Below are 25740 nucleotides of genomic sequence, written 5' to 3'. Positions count from 1 at the left end.
TGAAGGCTGCGTCCGCTTACTCCGCCTTGCCATTGAATCGCATCAATGTGTGCGACCCGACGGCAGGCACGCCGCGCCTACCAGATTATTTCACACATCCGCCCCCGACGCGAGCCATGGCCCTGTAAGCAAGATTTACCACCAGAATGACCCGGACTTAGTCGGGCACAGCAAAAGAATTACTACGAAAACCCTTTTCAATTGCTAGGACATAGCATATATTTGATCTATGGACTGGAAAACAGCAGTGCGGCCTTCCACCATGCGACCCATTTCGTGAACACAACAATACGGAGCACACCATGCATTTCTCTCAACAGCACATCGGCGCAAGCAACAAATTCACCAAAATGGCCATCGTGACCGCGCTGCACCTGGCCGTTGGCGCGGCCCTGATCCACAATATGAACCGGGTGCCGAAGGCGGGCGACATCGTGCCGCCACCGCTCACGGTGACGACAGTGACGCCCGAAACGCCGGTCGAGCCGCCACCGGAACCGCAGAAGTACGAGCCGGTGCCAGTGCAGCCGACCATCGTCATTCCCAAGCCGATCGTTACGGTGATCGAGACGCGCCCCGACACCATCGTCGCCGAAGTGTTCGACAAAGTCGTACCACCGCCAACAGTCACCCCGCCGACCCGCACGGTCGATCCGGTGGTGACGCCGGCGGTGACCCGGCCGGCCGTCGAGAAGCGCACCGCCGTGCTGGCCGACGCCTCGGCCTGCGCCAAGCCGGGCTACCCGGCGCGTGCCGCCCGCGATGGGGCCACCGGCACGGTCAACCTCGCGCTGCTGGTCGGCGTCGATGGCAAGGTGACCGACGCCCGCGTCGACAAGTCGAGCGGATCGCGTGACCTCGACAAGGCAGCCGTGGCCGCCCTGAGCCTGTGCAAATTCAAGCCGGCCACCGTGGGCGGCGTAGCCGAACCGGCATGGGCGCAGATCGCCTACGTCTGGACGCTCGACTAAGCGATGCAGTCCGGCGCGACCGCTACCCCGGCCGCGCCGATGCGGATCGACAGCCGCATTGCCGGCACGGGCAGCGTGGCGGGACTGGCCGCCCTGCTGCTGGCCGCCTGCCTGGCCTGGCTCGCGCTGCGCCCCGCCCCGCCGGCGACGGCGCACGATGCCGGGCCGGCGGATTTTTCGGTTCAGCGCGCGCTGGCGCATGCGGACTTCCTGGCGCAGACGCCGCGCCCGATCGCCAGCGACGCCAACCTGCGCGCCCGCGATTACCTGCTCGAAAAGCTGCGCGCGCTCGGCCTCGACCCGCAGGTGCAGAGCGCCACCGTAACGGGCGGCGCCAATCAGCTCACCGTGGCGGTGGTGCACAACATCGTGCTGCGCGTGCGCGGCAGCGCACTGGTGCGCCGCCCGCCGCTGCTGCTGGCCACGCACTACGACAGCGTGGCCGATGCTCCCGACGCCGCCGGCGCCGTGGGGGCCCTGCTTGAATCGCTGCGCGCCCTGCGCCACGGTGCGCCTTTGCGCCAAGACTGGAGATCGAAGGCGGCAGCCCGGCGCGCGTGTTGATCGAAGAGTCGATCCCCGGCCTGCCTGCCGATGCGGTCCCCGCGCGCCCTATCGACGCGTCGCGCAGCGGCCGCACGCTGGCGACGGACACGCTGGTGCTGCGTTAGCGGGACGCGATTTCCTTTGCAAACGGTGCGGCGGAATGGCATACAATGTTTCGCTTCGTCCTCCCTGGACGCCGTATTTACCACCCCTTACCGCACTAGGAACCCATGCAAAAGATGCTTTCCTCCTTCGTGAGCACGGCCCTGGCTACCAGCCTGGCCGTCGCTTTCCCCGCGTACGCCGCCGGCGCCGCCTCGGCCCCCATCGTCAAGGAAGCGCCGTTGCGCGCCCACCTGTCGTTCCTGTCGAGCGACCTGCTCGAAGGGCGCGGCACCGGCCAGCGCGGCGGCGACCTGACCGTGGCCTACCTCGAAGCGCAGGCGCTCGCCGCCGGCCTCAAGCCGGGCAACGGCGAGAGCTTTCGCCAGTCGGTCAAGATCGCCGGCGTGAAGTCCACGCCGACCACCAGCAGCGTGGCGCTGGAAGCCGGCGGCAAGGCGCAGTCGCTCGCCTTCGGCAAGGATTGGGTCTGGGCGCCGGGCGACGCCAGGGACGTGCACGCGATGGATGCGGAACTGGTCTTCGTCGGCTACGGCATCACCGCGCCGGAAGAAGGCTGGGACGACTACAAGGACATGGACGTCAAGGGCAAAGTGGTGGTCATGATGGTCAACGACCCGGCGCCGACCGCCGCCGAGCCGAATCGCTTCAACGGCAAGGGCCTGACCTACTACGGCCGCTGGACCTACAAGTTCGAAGAAGCCGCGCGCCAGGGCGCCGCCGGCGTGCTGCTGATTCACACCGACGCATCGGCCTCGTATGGCTGGAGCGTGGTGCAAAACAGCTGGCTCGCCGAACGCTTCCAGCTGGCGCAAGGCAAGCGCGGCGCCAGCATGGAAGGCTGGATGACGGAAGCAGCCGCGCGCACCCTGTTCGCCGCCGCCGGCGAAGACCTGGACCTGCTGCGCACCGCGGCCGAGACCAAGAACTTCAAGCCGGTCGCGCTCAAGGCAAAGGTCAAGGGCGAGATGAAAGCGGCCGTGCGCATGGTCGAACAGTTCAACGTGGCCGGCGTGGTGCCGGGCACCGATCCGAAGCTCAAGGACGAAGTCGTCATCTACAGCGCCCACTGGGATCACCTGGGCAAGCAAGGCAACGGCGACGACAACATCTACAACGGTGCGGTCGACAATGCGTCCGGCAGCGCCGGCCTGCTGGCGATGGCGCAGGAAGCGGTGCGCGCGCCGGCCAGGCGCAGCCAGATGTTCCTGTGGGTCGCGGCCGAAGAACAGGGTTTGCTCGGTAGCGCGGCCTACGCCAGCAGCCCGCTGTGGCCAGCCAACAAAACCGCGGCCAACCTGAACCTGGACAGCCTCAATTTCGTCGGCGCGGCCAAGGATATCGGCACCAAGGGCAGCGAACGCACGGAGCTGGGCGCAATGGCCGACGCCACCGCCAAGGCCATGGGGCTGGCGGTACGCACGCCGGAGCCGGACCTGGCGGGCGGCTACTTCCGCAGCGACCATTTCAGCTTCGCCAAGGCGGGCATTCCGGCCTTCTCGATCGAAGGCGGCAAGGACTACGTGAAGGATGTCGAAGGCGCCAAGGCCAAGCAGGCGGCGTACCGCGCGCGCTACCACCAGGTAGGCGACGAATATGATCCGACCTGGGATTTGTCGGGCATGGTGCAGCAGGCGCAGTTTACCCTGAACCTGGGTTTGCGCGTGGCGAACGCGCCAGCGATGCCGGCCTGGAAAGCCGGCGACGCCTTCGGCAAGATCCGCGCGTCAGCCAAGTAAAGAAGCAAGGGGTGGGCATCGCGCCCACCCCATTTTTTATGCCAGTTCGAATTCGGCCGGGGGGACGCCCAGTTCCTTGCAGATCTTGACCGCAACCGCTTTTTCGCGGGCGTCGAAATTGCCGTCGGCCGATGCGATGGCGATCACCATGCGCACCAGCAGGCGCGCCGCTTCGGCGTTCGATTTCATCTTGCCCAGTGCCTGGTAAGCCTTCGATTCGCCGATATCCTTGTCGAATTCGAGCTGGCCCACGTGTTCCTGGAAAGCCTTGATCACATCATTGGTCGTGAAGACCGACAGCGCGTCGTGGGTCTCGATGAACTTGACCATTTTTTGCTTCTCGTCCGATGTGATGCTACCGTCGGCCATGGCGATCAGCGCCGAACCGGCCATGGCCGCGTTCATGAAATCCTTGTTCTTGAATTTCAGTACTTCCGTTTTCATTTCACCGGCTTTGGTTTTCAGGCGAGTCAGAAAGTTGTCGAAACTCATGGTGTACTCCGGTTTGCAAGTTGATAAGAACGGCAATCTTACCCTGATTTTCGGCTTCGCCACAGCAAACAGGTGCTCCTTTAAGCCGTCCGTAACAAAACCGGCCTAAAACCGCGCGTGGTAGGTCAGATCGGCGCTACGCGGCGCGCCCAGGATGACCTGGCTGTTCACGTTGGCCCCGCTCCAGCCGGCATACAGCTTGTCGCCCAGGTTACGCACGCGCAGGGTCAGGTCGCCGGAACCGAGACGCCAGCTCGCGTACACGTCGGCCGTGGCGAAGCCGTTCATGCGGATCGTGTTGGCGTTGTTGGTGTAACGCTCGCCCGTGTAATTGAGGGCTGCGCCCAGCTTGAGCGGCAATTGGTCCACCTTGTAGTCGACCCACAGGTTGCCGGTTTTCTTGGCGACGTTGGGCGGCAGGTTACCCGCGCGTGACACATTGCCCGCTTCGATCAGTTGGTCGAACTGGGCGTCCAGCACGGCCACGTTGCCGTTGATGCTCACCTGGCGCGTTGGCCGCCACGCCGCCGCCAGCTCCACCCCGCGCGAGGATTGCTTGCCGCTGTTGACGGTCAGGGTCGGCACAGCCGCGTCGCGCGAAAGGATGTTATCGAGTCCGATCTTGTAGAGCGCCAGCGTGTAGTCGACGCTGCCGCCAAACAGCGACTGCTTGATGCCGATTTCGCTCTGCGTGCCTTTCGACAGTTCGAAGGCGGCATTGGCGGCGGACAGCAGCAACAGGTTGCCCGAGCCGACCGGCGCCGAGGCGTTGGTGTGCTGCGCGTAGACCGACAGGTCCTTGTCGAGCGCATACACGGCGCCGATGCGCAGCGAGCGCGGATCGTAGGTCTGGGAATAGGCGCTGGCCACGCCGGTGTTCAGGTCCGCCGTGCGGCGGCCAAGCTTGACGCGGTCCTGGCGCAGGCCGGCGACGATGGTCCACTGGTCGGTCAACCACAAGGCATCCTCAAGGTACAGCGAGGCGGTCGGAATGCTGGTTGAAAAATTGGTGCGGTTGCCGGCGCCGCTGTACAGCGCGCTGTTGGCGCTCAGCGCGTCGTAGCTGCCGTAGGCGGGATCGAACAGGTCCACGGCCAATGCCGCATTTGCGGCGGCGGCGCCATTGGAGAAGCTGCGCTGGGTGGCAAAGCGCGTTTTGCTGTATTCCGCGCCAGCGGCGAAGCGATGCTTCATGCCGGCCAGCTTGCCGGTGTAAGACAGGTCGAGCCGGTTGCCGAACACCTGGTGGTCGTGCGTGACGCCGACCAGGTCGCGCACCACCTGGCGCGGCGCGCTGACGGTGTAGCTTTCGGCATTGCGCCAGCTGCGGTCGGCCGTGTAGTAAGACAGTTCGTTACGCAAGGTCCAGTCGGGAGCGAGCTTCCAGGTCAGCTTGGCGCGCGCCCACGCGCTGTCGGACTCCATTACAGCGTCGTCGACGTTGTAGTTCTTGAAGGCGAGGCGGCGGTCGATCACACGCCCGCCGGCATCGCTGACCGCGCCGCTGGGGTCAAACGCCAGCGCGCGCGGCACCAGCGGCGAACCCTGGTACGCGTTCACGTTATCGGACAGCAGATCGAGGCTCAGGTCGAGCGTGATGTCGCGCGTGAGCGCGCTGGTGGTGGCCAGGGCCAGGCTGTCGTAGCGCTGCTTGTTGCGGTCGATATGGCCATCGGTCTGCTGGTGGCTGTAGTCGATGCGCACCGCGTGCGTTTCGCCGAGCGGGCGGTTGATGCCCGCGCCGAGCCGCCAGGTATTGAAGCTCCCGTACGAGACCATCGCTTCGCTGGCCGCCTGCGCGCGGTCGGGCCGCTTGGTCACGAAATTGATCGCGCCGCCGATCGCGCCATCGCCCGACATTAGCGAGGCCGGGCCTTTGAGCACTTCGATGCGCTCGACATTGAATGTGTCCTGGGTACGCGCGCTCATGGTCGGCACGGCGATGCGGCTGCCGTCGTACAGATAGCTGACAAAGCCCGCACTGAAACCGCGCGACGACGTCTGCGACGGCGAAGTGGCATTCCCGCCCTGGGTGACGCCGACCGCGCCGCGCACCGCTTCATCGAGACTGCGCGCGCCGCGCACGTCGATCAGGGCGCTGTCGATCACCTCGACCGAGGCTGGCGTTTCGCGCAGGGTCAGGTCGAGGCGGCTGCCAAGGGCCGTGCTGTCGCTGCCGGCCGGCGCGCGGGCGCTGTCGATCACGACCACCTGCATCGGCGGCGGCGCATCGTCGGCATACACCACCAAAGGGCTGTACAGGCAAAGCAGTGCGCAAGGCAGCTTTTTCAGTTTCACGGCTAGACTCCTATTGATAATAAGTTCTCATTATCGTATAGTCCCCGACACTTTCGCAATCTTTTAGTTAAGCCAACCACATGGACATGATGAAACCAGCCCTCCAGATGGACAACGTCACGCGCCGTTTCGGCGAACGCGTGGCCCTGAACGGCCTCTCGCTCACCTTGCAGGCCGGCGAGGTGTACGCGCTGCTCGCGCCCAATGGCGCCGGCAAGACCACGACGCTCAATTTGATCCTCGGCTTCCTGCAGCCGGACGGCGGCAGCATCCATGTGTGCGGCGAACCGGTGGCCGGCGACGCGGCCCGCACGCGCAGCGCGATCGCCTATCTGCCCGAACAGGTGGCGATTTATCCGGAGCTGAGCGGGTTGGAAAACCTGCGCTATTTTTCGCTGCTGGCGTCACGGGACCTGGACGACGCCACCCTGCGCCGCTTGCTGTCCGAGTCCGGCCTGCGCGCCGACGCGCACGAACGGCACGCGCGCAACTACTCGAAAGGCATGCGCCAGAAGGTCGGCATTGCGATTGCGATGGCGCGCGACGCCAAGCTGCTGCTGTTAGATGAGCCCACCTCCGGGCTCGATCCGCTGGCCGCCTCCGAGCTGTCCGGCCTGTTGCGCGCCGCCTCGCAGCGCGGCGTCGCCATCCTCATGGCCACGCATGACCTGTACCGCATCAAGGAAGTGGCCACCCGCGTCGGCGTGCTGCACGCGGGACGCATCGAGCGCGAAATTGATCCGCAGACGACCGAGCACGCGACGCTGGAACAGGTCTACATTGCGGAGCTGGCGCGATGAGCGCAACCCTGCATGCGGCGCTGCTGCGCGCCGAAGCCCGGCGCCTGTGGCGCGAACCGCGCCTGCGCTGGGTGGCCATGCTGGCGCCATTGCTGCTGCTGATCGTGTTTTTCGCGTCGATGAACAGCGCAGCGCGCATGGCCGACGAGCGCACCCGCTTTGCCGCATCCGAGCGCGCGCGCTGGCTGGCCCAGGGCCAGAAAGACCCGCACAGCGCCGCCCACTTCGGCGTGTGGGCGGTCAAGCCGTCGTCGCCGCTGCAGGTGCTGGCGCCCGGCATCGAGCCGTTTGTCGGCCTGTCGGTCTGGCTGGAAGCGCACAAGCGCAACGAAATGATTTTCCGCCCCAACCAGGATGCCGATCCGATCATGCGCAGCGCCGCGTCGGTGGCGCAGGTGCTCGAAGTTCTCGGGCCGATGTTCGCGATCCTGCTCGGCTTTGCCGGCTTTGCCCAGGACCGCCAGCGCGGCACCTTGCGCATGGCCTTCGGTAACGGCGCCACGCCGGGACAGCTGCTGCTGTCGCGCTTCGCGGTGATGGTGGGCCTGCTGGTGTGCATGGCGCTCGCGCCGGTGGTGGCGATGGGGTCTTACGCCTTGCAGGCCCTGCCCGACGCCGGCTGGGGCGGTGCCGGCCGGCTGGCCATCTGGAGCCTGTTGAACTTCTTGTACCTGCTGGTGTTCTTGTTGATCGCACTGGCGGTGTCGCTCAAGGCGCCGAGCGCGCGCGCGGCGCTGACCATCATGCTGGTGCTCTGGCTGGTGCTGTGCGTGGTGCTGCCGCGCGCCGCCGGCAATGCGGCGCAGGTGCTCGCGCCGGTGCCGTCGTACCAGGAGGTGCGCAATCGTACCGAGAGCGAGTCGCCCGCGTACGAAGGGGCCGACAAATGGGAAGCGCGGCGCCAGGCGCTGATCAAGGCCAAGGTGAGCAATGTGCGCGCCGCGCAGCTCGACCAGTCGGAACGCGAATCGCATGCGGTGTTCGACCGCGTGCTGGGACGCTTCTACGATTCGGTGGAACAGCAGGACCGCACTTTCGGCTGGCTGGGCGCCTTTACGCCGACGGTGGCGCTGCAAGCGTCCGGCGCGGCCGTCGCAGGCACCGACTTTTACCAGCACCGGCATTTCATCGAAGCCGCCGAAACCTACCGGCGCGCGATGGTCAACCGCCTCAATGGAGATTTGATGCGACATACGGAACACGAAGACGCCAGCAAGTCGACCGGCAAGCAGTTCTGGGAATCGGTGCCGGCGTTTGCCTACTGCGCGCCGCCACTCGGCAGCGTACTGGCGAATGCGGCGGCGCCCTTGCTACTGCTGTTGGGATGGTGCGTGCTGGCCGGCCTTGCCGCCTGGCGCGCAGCCAAGGGAGTGCAGCCATGACGCGCGCACTGTTCCGCTTCGAACTGGCGATGCTGCTCAAGGCGCGCTTCACGTGGATCATCGGCGCGTTGCTGTTTGCGGCACTGAGTTGGGGGGCGATCAACGGCCAGGCCAACGCCGACGCGCAGCAGGCCACCGTGGACCGGGTGAAGGTGAACGCGGCGGCCAAGGTGGCGAGGCAGCAGGCCGACGTGGCGCGCTACAGGCGCCCGTTCGATGCGGTGCTGCCGTACTGGCAGGACCCGTCCGACGCCGCCGGCTACATGCGTTACGGCCTGGCCGCGTATGCGGTCAAGCCGCCGTCGCCGCTGGCGGGCATCGCCATCGGCCAGTCACGGCTGCTGCCGTTCTATATCAAGACGGATCTCGACTACGTGGCGCCGCCGGCGGCCGCTTTCGACTTCATCAACCCGCGCATCCTGAGCCTGGGAGACTTCGACCTGTCGTTCGTGCTGGTGTATGTGCTGCCGCTGGCCTTGATCGCCATCGGCGCTTCGCGCCTGGCGGCCGAACGCGACTCCGGCGCGCTGCGGCTGATGGCGGCGCAACTGCCGTCGTTCCGCCAACTGGTGATGCTCAAATTCGGCGTGGCCGCCGTTGTGTGCGTGCCGTTCACGCTGGGGGCAACGGTGCTGGCCCTGCTGGTGGCGGGTACGCCCTGCTGGAGCCCGCAGACGATGGACACCATGCTGTTGCTGGGCGCGGCAACGGCCGGCTTCACCCTGTTCTGGGTGGCGCTGACGGCGCTGGTGGCAAGCCGGATCGGGGTGGTTGGCAGTTACCTGCGGCTGGTGTCGGTGTGGATCGGATTGACGTTCTTCGTGTCGGCGGCGGGCGCGCTGGTCATCGACATGGCGTATCCGGCGCCGTCGCCGCTGCTGTACCTCGACGACCTGCGCCGCGCGAACGACTTCAAGCCGGCCGATCGCGATGCGCTGTTCGTTGCGTTCGCGCGGGCCGATCCGGCGTATGCGGCGGCCGCCGACCGGGTTGGCCAGGTGTCGTATGCGACCAAGCAGATCGCGGTGCAGCAGGCGGTGGAGCGGCAGGTGGCGCAGCGCGCCGGGGCGGCGGCGCGCCAGAACGATGTCGCTGCCGGCAAGGCGGCCACGCTGCGCTGGCTGTCGCCGGCGCTGGTGTTCGACACCTTGCTGCAGCAGGCTGCGGGGACCGGCGTGGAACGGCACAAGCGCTTTTTGAAGCGCACCGGCGAGTACACCGATGAACTGCGCGCGTTCTTCTGGCCGCGCGCGATGGCCGAAGCGGCCAATCCGACCAATGCGTGCCAGGGCTGTGCGGGCCGGATGAACTTTACCGACCACGACAAGATTCCGCGCTTCGAGGCGGACCGGCCGCTGGACGGCGTGGCGGGCAGTATTGGCGGCGCGGTGGGGTATTTGTGGCTGCTGGCGGGAGCGGTTGTGCTAATGCTGTGGGGCGGGAGGAAGTTCAGGGTGTAAGCGCCCCACGCGAAGAACGGGCTAGTGCGTCTTCGGCGCACGCGCCCGGCGCTTCGGCACCGGCGCCACCTTCGCGCGCTCCGCCGAGCAATCGGCGCAGACGCCGTACAGGGTCAGCTCGTGGCGGTCGATTACAAACCCAGCCGGCGCGAGGCTCTCCATCGAACCCGGGCAACCTTCCACGTCGAACACCCGGTCGCAAGGCACGCAGTGAAAGTGGTGGTGATGGTGATGCGCCGCGTGGCTCATTTCGTAGCGCGCGTTTTCGCCCGGCAGGCTCACGGTCTGGATGGTGCCGTCGTCGAGCAGCAGCTTGAGGTTGCGGTAAATGGTCGCGATGCCGATCTCGGACACGGTCTCGCGTACCCCGGCGAGGATTTCCTGGGGCGTGAGCGGGCGGGCCGCCGCATCGATGACAGTACGAATCGCTGTCCGCTGGCGTGTAGAACGTTCCATGGCAAGGCTATTGAAGCAAAAACCCATTATCCCATAAAGCCGAACAAATGCTTGCCTCGCTAATGATAATCAATTATCGTTAACGCCAAGCAGTCAAGTAACTCTCTCTCGACCTCCACCACGAAAGCCATGACCCCGTGCCTTCCATCGACTTCGCAGACAGCAGATACACACCAGCGGCGCGGCCCAACTTCACCTGGCATGCCGGCACGGCGGAAGCGATCAGCAGCGGGATCTGCCACGGCACCCTGGGCGAGCTGATTCAAGGCCCGTACATCGAGAATGGCGCCGCCCAGATCAGCCTGATCTCGCTACCGGTCAAAAAATACAGCTGCATGCACTTCACGCATGGCGAGCGCGCCGGCGCGGACAACGCACTGGCCACCAAAACCAAATGCCGGCAAGCGATCGCCCATTACCTTGCCCGGCACGGCAGGCAGCTGCCGCCCGGGACCTGGAGCCACGATTCGGAACTGCTGGAAGGGAAAGGCATGGCCAGTTCGACGGCCGACATCGTGGCCACCATCCGCTGCCTGGACGCGATCTTCGGCATTGCGTCATGCGGCGAATCGATATCGGCCACGCTGCGCGCGATCGAGCGCTCCGACAGCGTGTTTTTGGAGACGTACGCGCTGTACCTGAGCGGGCGCCAGCAAGTGGTGCAGTGCTTTGGCAGCGCCCCTACTTTTCACGCCTGCTACATCGACGAGGGCAACCGCATCGATACCGAAAAAACCGGTGCGCGCCTGCTCACGCTGTACCAGGAACGGTTGACGCCCTACACCGCCAACCTCGATAACGCCGTCGATGCCTTCTTGCGCGGGGACCTCGGTGCGATTGCCGCCTGCGCCACGGTCAGCGCGGTGCTGGGGCAGGATGCCATCCCCAAGCGCAACCTGGGCGTGCTGCTCAAGAACCAGGCGCGCTACGGGGCCGACGGCATTTTTGTTGCGCACACGGGCAGCCTGGCGGGCTACCTGTTCATCCACAAACCCGGGCCCACGCAAATGGGCGCGCTCTCGTCATTCTTTCGCGGCCTGGGCTTCCAAAGCCGCTTCGTCCAGACAGGATTCTGACCATGTTCGATCACATTGCGGACGCCATCAAGGCGCCGGACTTCGTACGCCTCGGCCCCAACCTGTACGTCGCCCGTTTCGAGACGATGAAGGTGTATTCGACCCTGGTGGCGGTGGAGCGCCTGCTGGCGACCGGCATAGTCAAGCGTGGCGACACGCTGCTCGACAGCTCCAGCGGCATTTACGCGTACGCCCTTGCGCTGGCATGCCACAAGTTCGACATGCAGTGCCACATCATCGCCTCGAAAACGGTGGACCAGACGCTGATGGTGCAGTTGCAGCTGCTCGGCGCAAACGTGGAACAGGTGCCGCCGTCGGCCACCCTGAAGATGGACCAGAGCCTGCGCGTGGCGCGCATCGCCGACATCCGCGCGGCCAACCCGCACGTGCACTGGATGCAGCAGTACCACGACGACATTCACTACGCCGGCTACCAGCCGATCGCCAGCGAGATCGAACGCCTGCTCGGCACCGACTGCCTGACCATTGTCGGCGGCGTGGGTTCGGGTTGTTCGACCGGCGGCCTGGCGCGCGCCTTGCGCTGCAGCGACGACGCGGTGGAACTGATCGGCGTGCAGCCCTTCGGCAGCGTCACCTTCGGCTGCGCGCACATCGAAGACCCCGGCATCGTCATCGCCGGCATCGGCACCGGCATCCCCTTTCGCAACGTGCGGCACGCGCTGTACGACCAGATTCACTGGATCGGCTTCGATTACGGCCTGGCCGGCGCGGTGGCCCTGCTGCGCCGGCACGCGATCTTCGCCGGCCTGTCGAGCGGCTGCTGCTACCTGGCGGCGGCGCGCGAAGCGCAGCTGCGCCCCGATCGCACCGTGCTGTTCATCGCGCCCGATACCGGCCATCGCTACGTGGACGCGGTCTTCGCGCAGCACGCGGGCGCGCTGGAACTGCATGACCTGGCGCCCACCCACATCGATGCGCACAAGGATCTTGTGCTGCCCTGGTCGGTGATGGCCTGGAACCGCCGCGCCGCCACCGAATCCATCAACTGAAAAGGGAGTAATCACACCATGGCACACCTGTTAATGATCGAAAGCTGGGTCGGCGGCACCGGCCGCATTTTCCCCGCCACCATCACCGGCGCCGGCCACACCTACACCTTTGTGACGCGCAACCGCGCCCACTACCTGGACGGGCAAGAAGCGCCGATCCATCCGGTGCTGGCGCACGCCGCCAATGTGCTCACCACCGAAACGAATGACGTGCCGGCGCTGATCGACTTTTTGCACGCCCAGCACCGCGTGCTCAAGTTCGACGGCGTGGTGACCATCTGCGACTACTACATCGACACCGTGGCCCAGGTGGCGCAGGCTCTGGCGCTGCCGCAGGCGTTCTGCAGCAACGTGGCGATGGTGCGCCGCAAGCACCTGGTGCGCGAAGCGCTGGAAAAGGCCGGCCTGCCCAATCCGGCGTTTGCCGCCGTAACCTCGTGGGAAGCGGCGCGCGCGGCGGCCCGCGACATCGGCTACCCGCTGATCCTCAAGCCATCGGACCTGGCGTCGAGCGCCTTCGTCAAGCTGGTCAAGGACGAAACGGAACTGCACGCGGCGTTTGCGGCGCTGGAAGCATTCCCGACCAACTTCCGCGAGCAGGCGCGCGAGCCGCTATGGCTGCTGGAAGAATACATGAAGGGCGAGGAAGTGAGCGTGGAAGCGTGCACCTTCGGCGGGCAAACGACCATCATCGGCATCACCGACAAGAGCCTGACAGGCTTCCCCTACTTTATCGAGGACGGGCACATGTTCCCGGCGCGGCTCGATGGCGACGTAACGGACGCGGTGTGCGAACTGGTGAGGGCGGCGCTAGAAGCGGTCGGCTTCGACCACGGCATCAGCCACACCGAGGTGAAGATCACGCGCAAGGGGCCGCGCATCGTCGAAATCAATCCGCGCCCGGGCGGCAACTACATTGCGGAGCTGATCGAGCGGGTTACCGGCATTGCATTCCTGTCGGCCCAGGTCGACCTGGCGCTCGGGCGACAGCCGGACCTCACGCGCAAGGAGACCGGTGTGCAGAGCGCGGCCATCAAGTTCCTCGTGCCGGCAGGCGTGGGCAGGGTCGGCGCCATGACCGGCATCGACAGCGTGGCCGGCGCACCGCACGTGGCGCGCGCGCTGATCACCAATGCCAGCGGCAAGGAGCTGGCCGCACCGATCGACAACGCCTGCTACCTCGGCCACGTGGTGGCCGTCGACCCGCACGGCCTGGATGCGCGCAAGTATGCGGAGAAGGCGTTAAGCCGGGTTACGATCAGTTTCGCGGGCGACGCCAGGGAGCCGGCCGCGCCGTGGAACGTGGCGGGCCTGATCGAAGACGTGCAGTGCGGCCTGTACGGCCCGGCGCCGGAATCGATGCACGTGATCGGGGCGTCGTGGATTTCGCAAAGCACGCGTTTTCCGGGCACCCAGCAAACCTATCGCAACTACTACCTGGTGCTGCGCGTGGGCGCGGCGTTCGGCGCCTGCTGCATCGAACGCGATGCGCTCGACCCGACGATTGCGCCGGCGCTGGCAGGATCAAGCGTGGCCGACCTGCTGGTCGATCCGCGCCTGCCGGTGCGCATCGCCGCGCTCGACGCCTACCTGAACGCGGTGCGCCCGGCGCGCGAATCGGCGCTGGCGCAAGCCATGACCTTGCCGGCCGGTGCGCCACCGGTGCGCGCGGTGGCGCGCGACAATGCGATTGCCGCGCTGGTGTCGATCAAGCCGGGCCAGCGCGTGGGCCTGATCGGCGTGGTCAACCCGCTGGTGGACGCCATTACGCAAAACGGCGGCATTTGCCTGCCGTGCGACTTCAACATGGAACGCACGCACAGCGGGCTGGAGGTATCGCGCGACATGCTGCCGATCCTGGAGACGGCCGACATGATCATCGCCACCGGCATGACCCTGTCCAACGGCTCGTTCGACGACATCCTGATGGCGGCGCGCCGGCGCGGCATTCCGTTGATCGTGTATGCGCAGACCGGCAGCGGCATCATTCCGCGCTTCCTTGGCGACGGCGTGGCCGCAGTCTGCGCCGAGCCGTTCCCGTTCTCGCAGTTCAGCGCCGATCCAACCTCCGTCTACCTGTACCGCGCGCCATGACCGTTTTGTCCGACCAGGTCCGCAAGCGCGGGCTCAATGCGCTGCTGGCGTACACCTTCCTGATGGTGGTCGGCTTTGCCATGCTGATGCCGCTGGTGAGCGTGCATTTTGTCAGCAATGCCGGCATGGCGGCGGCCGTGGTCGGAGGCGCGCTGGCGCTGCGCCAGATAACGCAGCAGGGCCTGGCGCTGGTCGGCGGCATGCTGGCCGACCGCTTCGGCGTGCGGCCCATGATCTGCCTCGGCGTGCTTCTGCGCGCCGCCGGCTTTGCCAGCCTGGCCTTCGCCGGCGACGCCTTGACGCTGTGCGTGGCGATGGTGGTGTCGGCGCTGGGCGGCGCATTGTTCGAAGCGCCCTACCAGGCGGCGATTGCGGCCTTGACGACGGAAGAGACACGGCCGCGCTACTACGCGCTCAGTAACTGGGTCAGCGGCATTGCCAGCACCGTCGGCCCGCTGGTCGGCGTGGCGCTGCTGCATGTGGACTTCCAGATCGTGTGCCTGGCGGCCGCGGCGTGCTTTGCGCTCAACTGCGGCATCGCCCTGTGGATGCTGCCGCCGCTGGCAAGTCCGGAAGCGCCGCGCCCGATGACGCACCGCCTCGCACTGGTGACGCGCGACCGCCGCTTTTTGCTGTTCACCGGCTTGATGATGGGCTACTGGTTCGTGGCGGTGCAGATCAATATCAGCTTCCCGCTGCTGGCCGAGCGCCTGAGCGGAAACCAGGACAGCGTCGGCATCATGTTCGCGCTCAGCGCCGGCCTGACAGTGCTGCTGCAATACCACCTGCTGCGGGTGGCGGAGCGCTGGCTGTCGACGCAGCAGATCCTGGTGCTGGGCGTGACGATCATCGCGCTCGGCGCCGGCGCCATCGCCCTGGCGCAGACGTTTGCGGCCTTCCTGGTGTGCGTGGCGGCGTTTTCGATTGGGGCGATCCTGGTGCGACCGACGATGCAGAACCTGATCGCCAGCATGGCCAATCCGCAAGCGCTGGGGACCTTTCTCGGTTTCAGTTCGCTCAGCCTGGCGCTTGGCGGCGCGATCGGCAACGTGACCGGTGGTTGGCTGGTCGAGTTCTCCGGCGCACAGCAATGGCCGCAGCTGCCGTGGATGATTTTTTGCGCGGTCGGGCTCCTCTCCGCGTTCGGCCTGTTTCGCCTGGCGCCGCGCGCGCGGGAGGCCGCATGAAAAAGGAATACGCGATCGCGATGCTGTGCGGCGCGGTGGCCGTGGCCTGCGCGGCACGCTTCTGGGGCACGCCTGCGCACGCCGCATTGGCCACAACGCCGCCCTCCCCGCCCGACATCATCGTCAACACCGTCACGCCTGTGGTGCGCGACGTGCCGGTGGTGCTGCGCGCAACCGGCACCGTGACGCCAACGAGCGTGGTGGACGTGCATGCGCAGACGACCAGCACGGTCAGGCAAGTGCATATCCGCGAGGGCCAGTACGTCAATGAAGGGCAGTTGCTGTTTTCGCTGGACGACCGTGCCGGACGCGCCAACGTGGAACGCGCGCAGGCGCAGGTGATGCGCGACGAAGCGGCGCTGGCCGGCCTTGAGCAGCGCTACCGGCGCAGCGTGGAATTGCTGGACAAGCAGTTCATCGCCATCACCGCCGTGGACACGCTGCGCAGCGAGGTCGATGCGGCGCGCGCCCTGCTGCGGGCCGACCAGGCGGCGCTGAGGGCGGTACGGGTGGACGCCGGCTACAACGCGATCCGCGCGCCGATGGCGGGCCGGGTCGGCGCCATCAAGCTGTATCCGGGCAGCCTGGTGCAAGTCGGCACGCCGCTGGTCACGGTAGCGCGGCTCGATCCGATCGCGGTTACGTTCACGCTACCGGAAGCGCATGTTGGCGAGCTGCTGGCGGCGCACCGGCGCGGCGCGGTGGCGGTCGAGGCCAACAAACGCAGCGGACTGCTTACCTTCATCGACAACAGCGTTGATCCGGTGGCCGGCGCGATCCGGGTCAAGGCGAGTTTCGAGAACGGCGACGCCGCCATGTGGCCGGGGCAGTATGTGGACGCACGGGTCACGGTAAGCACGCTGCGCGGGGCCGTGGTGATTCCACAGGCGGCGATGATCACCAGTCCCGCCGGGGCCTTCGTGTACGTGGTGGGGCCGGACCAGACGGTGAAGCAGGTGGCGGTGAAGCGGCTGCACGGATTCGGGTCGAGCGCCGCGGTGACCGGCCTTGCGGGCGGCGAAACCATCGTCACCGAGGGCAAGCAGAATCTCAAACCTGGCGCGCGGATCAAGGCGGGCCGGGGATGAACTTGTCCGCATTGTGCATCGAGCGCCCGGTGATGGTGGTGCTGCTGTCGGTCAGCCTGGTGGTTGCCGGGCTGCTGGCGTACCGCTTCATTCCGGTGTCCGCGCTACCGAGCTACAACACGCCGGTGATCAACGTGCAGGCCAACCTGCCGGGCGCCAGCCCCGACACCATGGCGTCGTCGGTGGCGCTGCCGCTGGAGAAGGAGTTTTCGGCGGTGGCCGGCGTGAGCCTGATGACCTCCACCAGCACCCTGGGCGCGACCTCGCTGACCTTGGAATTCGGGCCGGCCATCGACATCAACGCCGCTGCGGTCGACGTGCAGGCGGCGCTGCTGCGGGCGCAGCGCGCACTGCCGCGCGAGATGACCGAGCTGCCATCGTACCGCAAGGTCAACCCGGCCGAAGCGGCGGTGCTGTCGATGGAGATGACGTCGCCGTCGATGGACCTGTCGGAGCTGAACGACTACGCCGAAAACCTGATCGCGCCGGCCTTGTCCGGCCTGCCGGGCGTGGCGCAGATGACGGTGCTGGGCCAGAAGCGTTTTGCCGTGCGCGTGCGCGCCGATCCGGGCCGCATGAAGGCGCGCGATCTGTCGATGGACGAACTGTCGGCTGCGCTGCAGGCAGCCAACGCCAATTCGCCGCTCGGTGTGCTGGACGGGCCGGCGCAGAACATGGTCATCCAGGGTAACGCGCAACTGCTCAAGGCGGCCGATTACGCGGGCCTGATCGTGGCCATGCGCGGCGGCCAGCCGGTGCGGCTGGAAGACGTGGCCACGGTGGAAGACAGCTACCAGTCGGTGCGCTCGGCCACCAGCTTCAACGGCGAGCGTTCGATCGTGCTGCTACTGTTTCGCCAGCCCGATGCGAATACCCTGGCGGTGGTGGATGCGGCCAAGCAGACGCTCGCTCGCATGCGCGCGCAGCTGCCGCAATCGGTCACGGTCAACATCATCAACGACCGTTCGGTATCGGTGCGCGAGGCCATGATTGACGTGAACATCACGCTCGGGCTGACCATCGCGCTGGTGATCCTGGTGATCTTTCTGTTCCTGCGGCGCGCCGCGGCGACCATGATTCCGGCGCTGACGATTCCCGTCTCCCTGCTGGGGACACTGCTCTTGATGCACTGGCTCGGCTACAGCCTGAATAACGTCTCGCTGCTGGGGATCACGCTGGCGGTGGGGCTGGTGGTGGACGATGCGATCGTGGTGCTCGAAAATATCGTGCGCCATATCGAGGCCGGCAAAAGCCCGCTTGACGCGGCCATTACCGGCTCGCGCGAGGTGAGCCTGACCATCGTGTCGATTTCGATCTCGCTGGCGGCGGTGTTCATGCCGATTTTCTTCATGCCGGGCGTGATGGGATTGCTGTTCCACGAATTCGCGGTGGTGGTGTCGCTGGCGGTGCTGGTGTCGGCACTGGTGTCGCTCACCCTGGTGCCGATGCTCGCGAGCCGCCTGCTGCACGACGATGAACAGCACGTGGCCGACAAGGCCAGCCTGTTCGGGCGCCTGGAGCACGCCTATGCCGGTTCGCTCGAGCGGGCGCTCGCGCGGCGCGGCGCGGTGCTGCTGGCGGCGCTGGCCATCCTGGCGCTGACAGTGGGGCTGTACATCGCCATTCCCAAGGGCCTGCTGCCGGAGGAAGACCTGGGCCAGATCCGCGTCTCGACCGAGGCCTCGGAGGATATTTCGTCGTCCGCCATGCTGGCACTGCACATGAAGGTGGCGGCGGCGGTCAAGGCCGACCCGAATGTGCGCGACGTGTCATCGTCGGTCAGCGGCGACAACAACGGCAGCTTGTTCCTGCTGCTCAAACCACGCGGGGAGCGCGCGCCGATGGCCGAGGTGGTCAAGGGCCTGAAACGCGCTACCAGCGGGATCGCCGGCGTGGGCGTGTATTTCAAGCCGGTGCAGAATTTCCAGGTCGGTGGACGGCCCAGCAAGAGCCGCTATCAGTACACCTTGCAAAGCGTGGGGGCCGGCGGTCCGGATGAATGGGCCACCGGTTTGCTGGAGCGGATGCGGGCCGATGCGCGCTTTACCGACGTGACCAGCGATGCGCGCAATCGCGGTCTTCAGGCGCGCTTGAAAGTGGACCGCGACAAGGCGGCGGTGCTCGGCGTGCGCATGCTTGATGTACGCAGCGCGCTGTACTCGGCGTTTGGCGAACGCCAGGTGGCGACCATTTATGGCACGGCCGCCACCTATTCGGTGATCCTGGAATCGGCGCAGGAAGAGCGCCAGTTCGAGAATGCGCTGGGCCGGGTGTCGGTGCGCAGCAAGGCCGGTGAGCTGGTGAACGTGTCGAGCTTTGCGACGGTGGAGCGCGCGCTTGGGCCGCTGTCGGTCAACCACCAGGGGCAGCTGCAGGCGATCACGCTGTCGTTCAATCTTGGGCCGGGCGTGGCCTTGGGCGAGGCCACCGGCGCCATCGACGCGATGGCGCGCGAGATGAAGCTGCCAGCGTCGATCGTGGCACGCTATGGCGGCGACGCGGCCGTGTTCCAGGAGGCGCAATCGAGCCAGGTGTGGCTGATCGTGGCCGCGCTGGCGGTCATCTACATCCTGCTCGGGGTGCTGTACGAAAGCTATATTCACCCGCTGACCATCCTGGCGGGGCTGCCGTCGGCGGCGGTGGGCGCGCTGCTGACCCTGTGGCTGCTCGGGATGGAGCTGACCATGATCGCGGTGGTCGGCATTTTGCTGCTGATCGGGATCGTGAAGAAGAACGCGATCATGATCATCGACTTCGCCCTGCACCTGCAACGCGAGGAAGGCATGGCGCCGGAGCTGGCGGTGCGCCAGGCCTGCCTGCTGCGCTTTCGGCCGATCATGATGACGACCATTGCGGCGCTGATGGGCGCCCTGCCGATTGCGCTGGGATGGGGCGCGGGGGCGGAACTGCGCCAGCCGCTGGGGCTTGCGGTCGTTGGAGGACTGGTGTTTTCGCAGTTGATTACGCTGTACGTGACGCCGGCGATGTACCTTGCGCTGGACAGGTATGAGCGCAAGAACAAGCCTGCGCGGGGTGGAACGGTGCGGGCCGGGCGGCGGCAATCAGTCGTCGACGAGGCGCTTCTTTAGTTCGTCCTTGCCGCTTCGTTCGATCAGGGCCGCCAGCTCGGCGGGGCGGATGCGGCCCCACAGATGGCCGCATGCCGTGCACACGGACAGCGTCTCGTGCACCAGCGGGACCGACTTTTTCAAGGTCAGGAGCTTCAAGCCGTCCGGGTAAAAGGCATTCACCGCACCGCCTTCGCCCAGCTTGACCTTGACCCGGCCGGTGAGCACTTTTTTGGATTTGCAGCTTGGACAAGTCATGTAGTCATCTTTCGTCGGTGTAGGCGAGGTGCGCGTTTGTCAGACCTGACACCCGTGTTATGACAACAGCGTTATTCCGTGCTCTCTGTATGCCAGGTGTGGACCGCCCTGGCGCATCATCCGGACCGCGTGCTCCAGTTCCGCGCTGCGGGCGAGGTAGCGCATGTGTGCGCGCAACTCGGGAATCTCCACGCCCGGGTTGGCGCGTTGCAGGACTTTGACGGCATTGACTAGTTTGTGTGCCCGCATCAGCTCGTGCACTTCGGGGGGAACGGTGTGAACAGAGGTTTCCATGCCGAAGCGCATGTGCAGGACGCGCTCGAAGTCCTCGGCCATGTGCGGCAAGCCAGCAAACGAATTATGTTGTGTCGCCCACTGAAAATGGGCTTTGCGGCAGGCATTGCAATAGCGTACGCAGTAGATGATTTCGTCCTGCACCATGCAACCACCCAACACCGTTAATCTTGAGTTGGGAAACAGGTTGCGGTGGGCTTCCATGAACGCCGCGCTGTGGCGGTACAAGCCGTACGAAATAATGACGTACCCGTCATTGAGCGCATCGCGGTGAAGCGGGCAGTGCGTGGCGAGATCTTCCAGTAACATTCGGGCGATTCCAAAACAATTTCAGGTTGGAGAATCGTACACGAGCCCAGCTGCTATTCCCAGCCCAGCTCGTGTCCGTTTGTCAGACCTGACACCGGCGGTGCGGACACCGGCGGTGCGCCTCAAGCAAGGTGTCCTGCGGGGCGAACCGCTTTGTTGTCCAGGCTGTAGGCACCGGCGCCGAAGGCGACCACTTGCAGCAAGCCACCGGCCATTGCCAGGTTTTTCATCAGGTGAATCAGCTGGTTCTGGTCGCCGATCGCATGGTGGAATACCAGCCCGGTCACGATCGAAAACAGTGCCAGGCCCAATGCCACCGCGCGGGTTTTGATGCCGAAGGCGAGCATCAGGCCGCCCACCAGTTCGACCGCGATCGCGATGACCAGGCCGGCCGAGGCGAGCGGCAGGCCCATGGCCTCGATGTAGCCGATGGTGGCTCCCGGCGCCATGATTTTGCCAAGCGCGCTGAAGATGAAGATCGCGGCCAGCAGCACGCGGCCAATGACGGGGATGACGGAAGTATTGTTGTTGGTGGTGTTCATGGTAAGTCCTTTTAATAGAGTAGTCAGATTGTTGGGTACAGCACTTACATCAGTTTTGCCGCACGCAGCTGGGCGCCGATACGATCGATTTCTTTCTCGCCCCTGGCCAGCGCTTGCGCGTTGGTGTGGACCGAGTAATAGCCAGTAACCAGCTCATGCGGATGCTTGGGGGCGGAACCGAGCACGAATTCGGTCCGGCCCTGGGCCACAAAGTCGATTGCGCCCTCGCCTTCTTCGAACACCGCCACTTCGCGCTTGACGACGGTGCCCGCTGTCTGCAGCGCGCCGCTGGCAACCGAGACCCAGGCCACGCCGTGGCCGGCGGGCGGCGTGTAGGTCCATTGTTCGCCGTCGGCCAGTGTGACGTGCAAATAGTTGATCGGGGCGCGTGGACGAATCAGGCTGCTGGCGTCGCCGTAGTTGCCGATGATTACGCGGGCCGGGCCATGACTCTGCACTTGCTGCGGCGACAGGTACTGGCTTTGCGCGGGGCCGTTTTCATCTTCTTCCGGCAGGGCCAGCCACAGCTGGAAGCCGGTGACCGGCTGGCCGGGAACCGCGCCGCCGTCGTGCCAGACGCCGCCGCCGGCGCTCATCCACTCCACCCCGCCGCTCGGCAGCACGCCTTCGCTGCCGGTGGTTTCGGTGTAGGCGATGGCGCCGTCGAGCACGACGGTGACGGTGGCGATGCCCGAGTGCGGGTGCATGCCCATGTTGCTGCCGTTGGCGCCGAGCTGGAACAGGTCGAGAAACACAAATGGCTTGATCAACTGGCCGATATCGCCGGGGCTCACGAGCCGGTTGATACCGCCACGGCTGCGGCCGGCGGAACGCACTGCCAGTTGACGTTGCGCTGCTGGGGTTTGTTTGAGATGCGATTGATTCATGTTCATGGTGTCCTCCGGTGTTGGTTGGTAGTGCATGAGTGAATCTTATGCCTTCCTCATCCATCCAAGAAGCCTATATAATCAGATCGATAGTATCCAAGGAGTAGATATATGCTTGACGGGATGTCGATGGACCAGCTGCGCACCTTCATTGCGGCAGCCGATGAAGGGAGTTTTTCCGCAGCCGGGCGCAAGTTGCGGCGCGCGCAGTCGGTGGTGAGCACGACCCTGGCCAATCTGGAGGCGCAGGTGGGCTTTGCGCTGTTCGAGCGGACCGGGCGCTACCCGCAGCTGACCGAGGCGGGCCGGGCGCTGCTGGAGATGGCGCGCGCGGCGGCGCACAGCATGGATGAGTTCAAGGCCAAGGCGCGCAGCCTGGCGGAAGGGCTGGAACCGGAGCTGGCGGTGGCGGTGGATGTGATGTATCCGATCGCCAACCTGACCTGCGCGGTGCGCGCCTTTCATGAAGCGTTTCCGTCGACGCCGCTGCGGCTGTACGTGGAAGCGCTCGGTGCGGTGTTGCAGCCTTTGTTGGATGGAAACTGCAGGGTGGCGGTGATCGGCTCGCTGCCGGAAATTCCGGCCGGCTGCGCCTCCGAATATTTGCTGAGCGTGGCGGCGGTAACGGTGGTGGCGCCAACCCATCCGCTGGCGGCGCTGCAAGGCATGGTGTTGCGCTCGGTGGCTGCCGAGCATATCCAGCTGGTGTTGACGGACCGCTCATCGCTGACCGCGGGTCGCGATTTCGGCGTGTTGTCCACGCGCGTCTGGCGCCTGGCGGACCTGGGCGCCAAGCACGCTTTTTTGCGCGCCGGCCTGGGCTGGGGGCACATGCCGCGCCACATGGTGGAGGACGATCTGCGCAGCGGCGCGCTGGTGCCGATTCACCTTGAGCTGTTTCCAACTTCGGGGCCGGGATTTTCGATGCATGCGATCCATCTGGCGGACAATCCGCCGGGCCGCGCCGGCCGCTGGTTCATCGACAAGCTCAAGCAGGGTTAGGGCTGGATGCTGACCTTGTCGCCGGGTCGCACCAGCTCGTAGAGCTCGCGCATCTGTTTGTCGTCGAGGGCGATGCAGCCCCAGGTCCAGTCGCTGCCGGCGCCTTTGCCGTGGATGAAGATATCGCCGCCGAGCGGCGTGTGCTGGGAGGGCGCGCGGCCTTGCTGGATCGCCGTCGTCATCGCCGTGTACTGCTGGGTGGAGATGAGGCCGGCTTTGTGGCCCAGTGCGGCGTCGTCCAGGTTGGGATAGCTGATGCCGAGCGAGAGGTAGAACTGGCTCTGCGGATTTTTGTGCGTGATGACGTAGCTGCCCTCGGGCGTCTTGCGGTCGCCCTGGCGCAGCTTGCGGCCGACGGGCGAGCCGCCCAGGCCGATCTTGTAGGTGCGCGTCGCGCCGTCACCCTTGTATTCCAGCACGCGCTTGGCTTTGTAGACGGTGATCTGCGCGGCCCATGCGGGGACAGTCAGCGCGCACAGAAACAGGGCCGCCGATGCAGCCCACCCAAGTCGATTAATCATGTCTGCCTCGTTGATTCATTATGTAAATTTGCCGCATCAAGCGCCTTACCACCAGGCGCTGCGGAACCAGTCTTTTCGTATGCCGATAAGCAATGCAGGCAACAGGACCAGCACCGCCGTAGCGACAACGAGCAGCCAGGCAAGCAAGGGCGACAAGTTGATGATGCCGTGCAGGGTGTGTGCGTGCTGTTCCGAAAGCCGGTAGGGGTCGAATGGAATCATCGACAGTGCAATGGTAAACGCCGACAGCACGCTGACGCAGGAGACGTAAAAGCGGCCCCATGCCACGCGCCGGTACAGGCCGACGATGGTAGCGCACAGCCAGATGAAAAACACCAGCATCATCACATTGTGATTATCCAGGATAAAGACCCGTGCGCACCAGGCGGCCATCGCCGTCAGGACGACGAAGAGGAGATACTGGGCAAGGCGGGCATACAGCGGCATTGGAAGAGACATGGAGAGTACTGCGCAGGTGTAAGAAAGCTGGTGGACGGGGGGCTCAGGCCGGTGGACGGGGGGCGGAAAACAGGCTGCTCACGGGCGAAAAATAGGCCAGTGCCAAAATGGCGCCCCAGACCATTGCGGCCATGTCCATCAGCATGTAATCGAGCCACGACAGGACCGACGTTCCCATAAAGGGCAGCATGATCATGCCGGCAACCGTGAACACGAGCGAGAAAGTCCGCGCCCACGACTTGAACATGAACATGCCGGCCAGCCCTGCCAGCGAACCGATGGCTAAAGGAACCATGATCGACATGGACAGGGCCAGATTGGTGACGTCCCAGGCTACTGGCTCGGCTTCCGATGCCGCCTGCATTGCAGGCGAGATCAGGTTGGAGCAATACCAGGGCGCCACGATTGCCGCGACCGACAGGATGATGTACAGGCACAGAAGCAGGCGAAAGCGATAAGCAGTCATGGTCAGTCCGCCGTGCGCTCGAAATAGCGTTGATAGAATTTGATGTAATTGGTGTCGACCTGGCACGAGGTGATATCGGCGAAAGCCAGGGTCGCCAATTCGTCGTCCCAGCGACCGGTGCCGGAAAACCACTGCATCTCGACTGCGGCCTCGCTGAGCTGGTCAACCTGGCCGATGATAAAGTCCGGATCATCTAATTTCTCGCATTCGAGAATCATCAGCGGATACATGGTCGACAACTGAGCTAGCAGCGTTTGCCAGTTACGTAGATCGAGGCTGATATCGAACGGGACTTGCCGGATCAATCCTTCTTGCTCGAGCAACTCGCGCTGGAACTTGCAAGTGGCGGTGCACGTGACATCAGTAATGTCGGCGATTCTGAGCACCATCAATCCATCCAAATGAAAATCGTAGATGTATTGAAACAGCAAGAGGTCGTCAGAGAAGCCGAGCACGAAACCCTCCATGGAATGATCGTCAATGCCGCTGCGAAAAACTGCGACCAGATTGCGTTCTTTTCGATGCTGCGCGAGTTGATACATGAAGTAAGCCTTGGAACTGACACGTAGGAGACGACTGGAAGGTTTTCCAATCTTATTGGAACATCAAGCCGCACCTTAGCACTCGGCACTTGAAGGGTGCAAGCATGATTGAACTGCTTCCCCTTGGAATTTCAAGCTGACTGATACGACACACCAGCCACGGGCTGCCGAATGCGGATGACAATAAGCATGGGCGGCGGTAAAGGCGGCCAAGCCGGGCTTGGCTAGCGCTATCTTCTGCTGGCGATGCACCGTTTTTTAGTGGCCTTCCGGTGCCTGCCATAATTCGAGTTTATTGCCGTCCGGGTCGATGACCCATGCGAACTTGCCGTGCTCGGATTCGTCGACTTTGTCGCTGACCTGGCATCCTTCGTCACGCAGTGCGGCCATGAGCGCATGCAGGTCGTGCACCCGGTAGTTGATCATGAACGCGGCCGGACTCGGTGCGAAGTGCTCAGTGTCTTCCTTGAAGGCACTCCACATGGTGCTACCGATGCCGGCCGGGTTGTCCGGACCGGCCCAAGGGAAAGCGACGCCGCCCCATTCCTCGATATTGAAACCAAGATGCACGCGGTACCACTCGGCCAGCCGGGGCGGGTCCGGGGACTTGAAGAATACGCCGCCAATGCCGGTAACACGTTTCATAGCAATGCCTTGATCATCGTGGGTT

General features: G+C 65.0%; 25 protein-coding genes. 13 read left to right on the top strand and 12 right to left on the bottom strand.

The features are described from left to right. Nucleotides 1-302 precede the first annotated feature (302 nt). From F0185_RS23270 to F0185_RS23260, 3 genes are all read left to right on the top strand, one after another. Nucleotides 303-971, top strand: a complete 669-nt coding sequence (locus F0185_RS23270; protein WP_167228510.1) for an energy transducer TonB — start codon at nt 303-305, stop codon at nt 969-971. A 3-nt stretch (nt 972-974) separates the two neighbouring features. Further along, nucleotides 975-1535 carry a zinc-binding metallopeptidase family protein gene (locus tag F0185_RS23265; RefSeq protein ID WP_167228508.1) on the top strand — a complete coding sequence of 187 codons (561 nt, stop codon included), beginning with the start codon at nt 975-977 and terminating at the stop codon, nt 1533-1535. A 212-nt stretch (nt 1536-1747) separates the two neighbouring features. After that, complete coding sequence (locus F0185_RS23260; protein WP_167228506.1) at nt 1748-3379, top strand: M28 family peptidase; 1632 nt, start codon at nt 1748-1750, stop codon at nt 3377-3379. 36 nt (nt 3380-3415) lie between these two features. On the opposite strand, the gene F0185_RS23255 is transcribed toward F0185_RS23260, so the two are convergent. Both F0185_RS23255 and F0185_RS23250 read right to left on the bottom strand, forming a co-directional pair. Further along, the gene (locus F0185_RS23255; RefSeq protein ID WP_167228504.1) at nt 3416-3871 is read right to left on the bottom strand and encodes a tellurite resistance TerB family protein; all 456 of its coding nucleotides are present in this window, start codon (nt 3869-3871) and stop codon (nt 3416-3418) included. A gap of 105 nt (nt 3872-3976) precedes the next feature. Next, on the bottom strand, nt 3977-6169 hold the full coding sequence (locus F0185_RS23250; RefSeq protein ID WP_167228502.1) for a TonB-dependent receptor: 2193 nt from the start codon (nt 6167-6169) through the stop codon (nt 3977-3979). An 89-nt stretch (nt 6170-6258) separates the two neighbouring features. Here F0185_RS23250 and F0185_RS23245 point away from each other — a divergent pair, with 89 nt between their 5' ends. The 3 genes from F0185_RS23245 to F0185_RS23235 are packed head-to-tail and all read left to right on the top strand — an operon-like array spanning nt 6259 to nt 9811. Continuing rightward, a complete protein-coding gene (locus F0185_RS23245) occupies nt 6259-6969 on the top strand; it encodes an ABC transporter ATP-binding protein (RefSeq protein ID WP_167228500.1) in 711 nt (236 codons plus the stop codon). After that, nucleotides 6966-8351, top strand: coding sequence for an ABC transporter permease subunit (locus F0185_RS23240; RefSeq protein WP_167228498.1), 1386 nt, complete (start codon nt 6966-6968; stop codon nt 8349-8351). The genes F0185_RS23245 and F0185_RS23240 overlap by 4 nt, the downstream gene beginning before the upstream one ends. Then, nucleotides 8348-9811 (top strand): DUF3526 domain-containing protein, encoded by a 1464-nt coding sequence (locus F0185_RS23235; protein ID WP_167228496.1) that lies wholly within the window; start codon nt 8348-8350, stop codon nt 9809-9811. Before F0185_RS23240 ends, F0185_RS23235 begins: the two co-directional genes overlap by 4 nt. 21 nt (nt 9812-9832) lie before the next feature. Here F0185_RS23235 and F0185_RS23230 read toward each other — a convergent pair whose 3' ends face one another. Next, the gene (locus tag F0185_RS23230; protein ID WP_167228494.1) at nt 9833-10267 is read right to left on the bottom strand and encodes a Fur family transcriptional regulator; all 435 of its coding nucleotides are present in this window, start codon (nt 10265-10267) and stop codon (nt 9833-9835) included. A gap of 137 nt (nt 10268-10404) precedes the next feature. On the opposite strand from F0185_RS23230, the gene F0185_RS23225 reads away from it, so the two are divergent. Genes F0185_RS23225 through F0185_RS23195 form a run of 6 tightly spaced genes read left to right on the top strand, consistent with a single transcriptional unit; the run spans nt 10405 to nt 19811 of the window. After that, the gene (locus F0185_RS23225) at nt 10405-11343 is read left to right on the top strand and encodes a GHMP family kinase ATP-binding protein (RefSeq protein ID WP_167228492.1); all 939 of its coding nucleotides are present in this window, start codon (nt 10405-10407) and stop codon (nt 11341-11343) included. A 2-nt stretch (nt 11344-11345) separates the two neighbouring features. Further along, nucleotides 11346-12353: a pyridoxal-phosphate dependent enzyme gene (locus tag F0185_RS23220; protein ID WP_167228490.1), complete on the top strand. Its 1008-nt coding sequence runs from the start codon at nt 11346-11348 to the stop codon at nt 12351-12353. Nucleotides 12354-12371: 18 nt separating this feature from the next. Beyond that, nucleotides 12372-14447: an ATP-grasp domain-containing protein gene (locus F0185_RS34480; RefSeq protein ID WP_223164562.1), complete on the top strand. Its 2076-nt coding sequence runs from the start codon at nt 12372-12374 to the stop codon at nt 14445-14447. Continuing rightward, the gene (locus F0185_RS23205; RefSeq protein ID WP_167228488.1) at nt 14444-15634 is read left to right on the top strand and encodes an MFS transporter; all 1191 of its coding nucleotides are present in this window, start codon (nt 14444-14446) and stop codon (nt 15632-15634) included. Before F0185_RS34480 ends, F0185_RS23205 begins: the two co-directional genes overlap by 4 nt. Continuing rightward, the gene (locus F0185_RS23200; protein WP_167228486.1) at nt 15631-16722 is read left to right on the top strand and encodes an efflux RND transporter periplasmic adaptor subunit; all 1092 of its coding nucleotides are present in this window, start codon (nt 15631-15633) and stop codon (nt 16720-16722) included. Before F0185_RS23205 ends, F0185_RS23200 begins: the two co-directional genes overlap by 4 nt. Beyond that, nucleotides 16719-19811, top strand: a complete 3093-nt coding sequence (locus F0185_RS23195; RefSeq protein WP_167228484.1) for an efflux RND transporter permease subunit — start codon at nt 16719-16721, stop codon at nt 19809-19811. Before F0185_RS23200 ends, F0185_RS23195 begins: the two co-directional genes overlap by 4 nt. Here F0185_RS23195 and F0185_RS23190 read toward each other — a convergent pair. The 4 genes from F0185_RS23190 to F0185_RS23175 all read right to left on the bottom strand — a co-directional run bounded on the left by F0185_RS23190 (nt 19785) and on the right by F0185_RS23175 (nt 22086). Next, nucleotides 19785-20048, bottom strand: coding sequence for a hypothetical protein (locus F0185_RS23190; protein WP_167228482.1), 264 nt, complete (start codon nt 20046-20048; stop codon nt 19785-19787). The two genes, F0185_RS23195 and F0185_RS23190, sit on opposite strands and share 27 nt — an antisense overlap. 57 nt (nt 20049-20105) lie before the next feature. Continuing rightward, nucleotides 20106-20651, bottom strand: a complete 546-nt coding sequence (locus F0185_RS23185; RefSeq protein ID WP_167228481.1) for a hypothetical protein — start codon at nt 20649-20651, stop codon at nt 20106-20108. Nucleotides 20652-20773: 122 nt separating this feature from the next. Further along, on the bottom strand, nt 20774-21193 hold the full coding sequence (locus F0185_RS23180; protein ID WP_187362624.1) for a DoxX family protein: 420 nt from the start codon (nt 21191-21193) through the stop codon (nt 20774-20776). A gap of 44 nt (nt 21194-21237) precedes the next feature. Continuing rightward, on the bottom strand, nt 21238-22086 hold the full coding sequence (locus tag F0185_RS23175; protein ID WP_229477158.1) for a pirin family protein: 849 nt from the start codon (nt 22084-22086) through the stop codon (nt 21238-21240). Between the two features lie 105 nt (nt 22087-22191). Between F0185_RS23175 and F0185_RS23170 the strand changes: the two genes are divergently transcribed. Then, entirely contained in the window at nt 22192-23082 is an 891-nt protein-coding gene (locus F0185_RS23170) for a LysR family transcriptional regulator (RefSeq protein WP_167228479.1), read from the top strand. Here F0185_RS23170 and F0185_RS23165 read toward each other — a convergent pair. The 5 genes from F0185_RS23165 to F0185_RS23145 form a co-directional block, all read right to left on the bottom strand. Then, a complete protein-coding gene (locus F0185_RS23165; RefSeq protein ID WP_167228477.1) occupies nt 23079-23603 on the bottom strand; it encodes a L,D-transpeptidase family protein in 525 nt (174 codons plus the stop codon). The genes F0185_RS23170 and F0185_RS23165 overlap by 4 nt on opposite strands. Nucleotides 23604-23648: 45 nt before the next feature. Next, the gene (locus tag F0185_RS23160) at nt 23649-24050 is read right to left on the bottom strand and encodes a hypothetical protein (protein WP_167228475.1); all 402 of its coding nucleotides are present in this window, start codon (nt 24048-24050) and stop codon (nt 23649-23651) included. Between the two features lie 55 nt (nt 24051-24105). Beyond that, nucleotides 24106-24528 carry a hypothetical protein gene (locus F0185_RS23155; protein WP_167228473.1) on the bottom strand — a complete coding sequence of 141 codons (423 nt, stop codon included), beginning with the start codon at nt 24526-24528 and terminating at the stop codon, nt 24106-24108. Nucleotides 24529-24530: 2 nt separating this feature from the next. Beyond that, nucleotides 24531-25070 carry a hypothetical protein gene (locus F0185_RS23150; RefSeq protein WP_167228471.1) on the bottom strand — a complete coding sequence of 180 codons (540 nt, stop codon included), beginning with the start codon at nt 25068-25070 and terminating at the stop codon, nt 24531-24533. 258 nt (nt 25071-25328) lie between these two features. Further along, nucleotides 25329-25715, bottom strand: a complete 387-nt coding sequence (locus F0185_RS23145) for a VOC family protein (protein ID WP_167228469.1) — start codon at nt 25713-25715, stop codon at nt 25329-25331. Nucleotides 25716-25740: the final 25 nt, after the last annotated feature.

The organism is Massilia rubra (assembly GCF_011682065.1).
Taxonomy (GTDB): domain Bacteria; phylum Pseudomonadota; class Gammaproteobacteria; order Burkholderiales; family Burkholderiaceae_D; genus Telluria_A; species Telluria_A rubra.
This window is presented reverse-complemented; position numbering and strand designations above follow the sequence as displayed.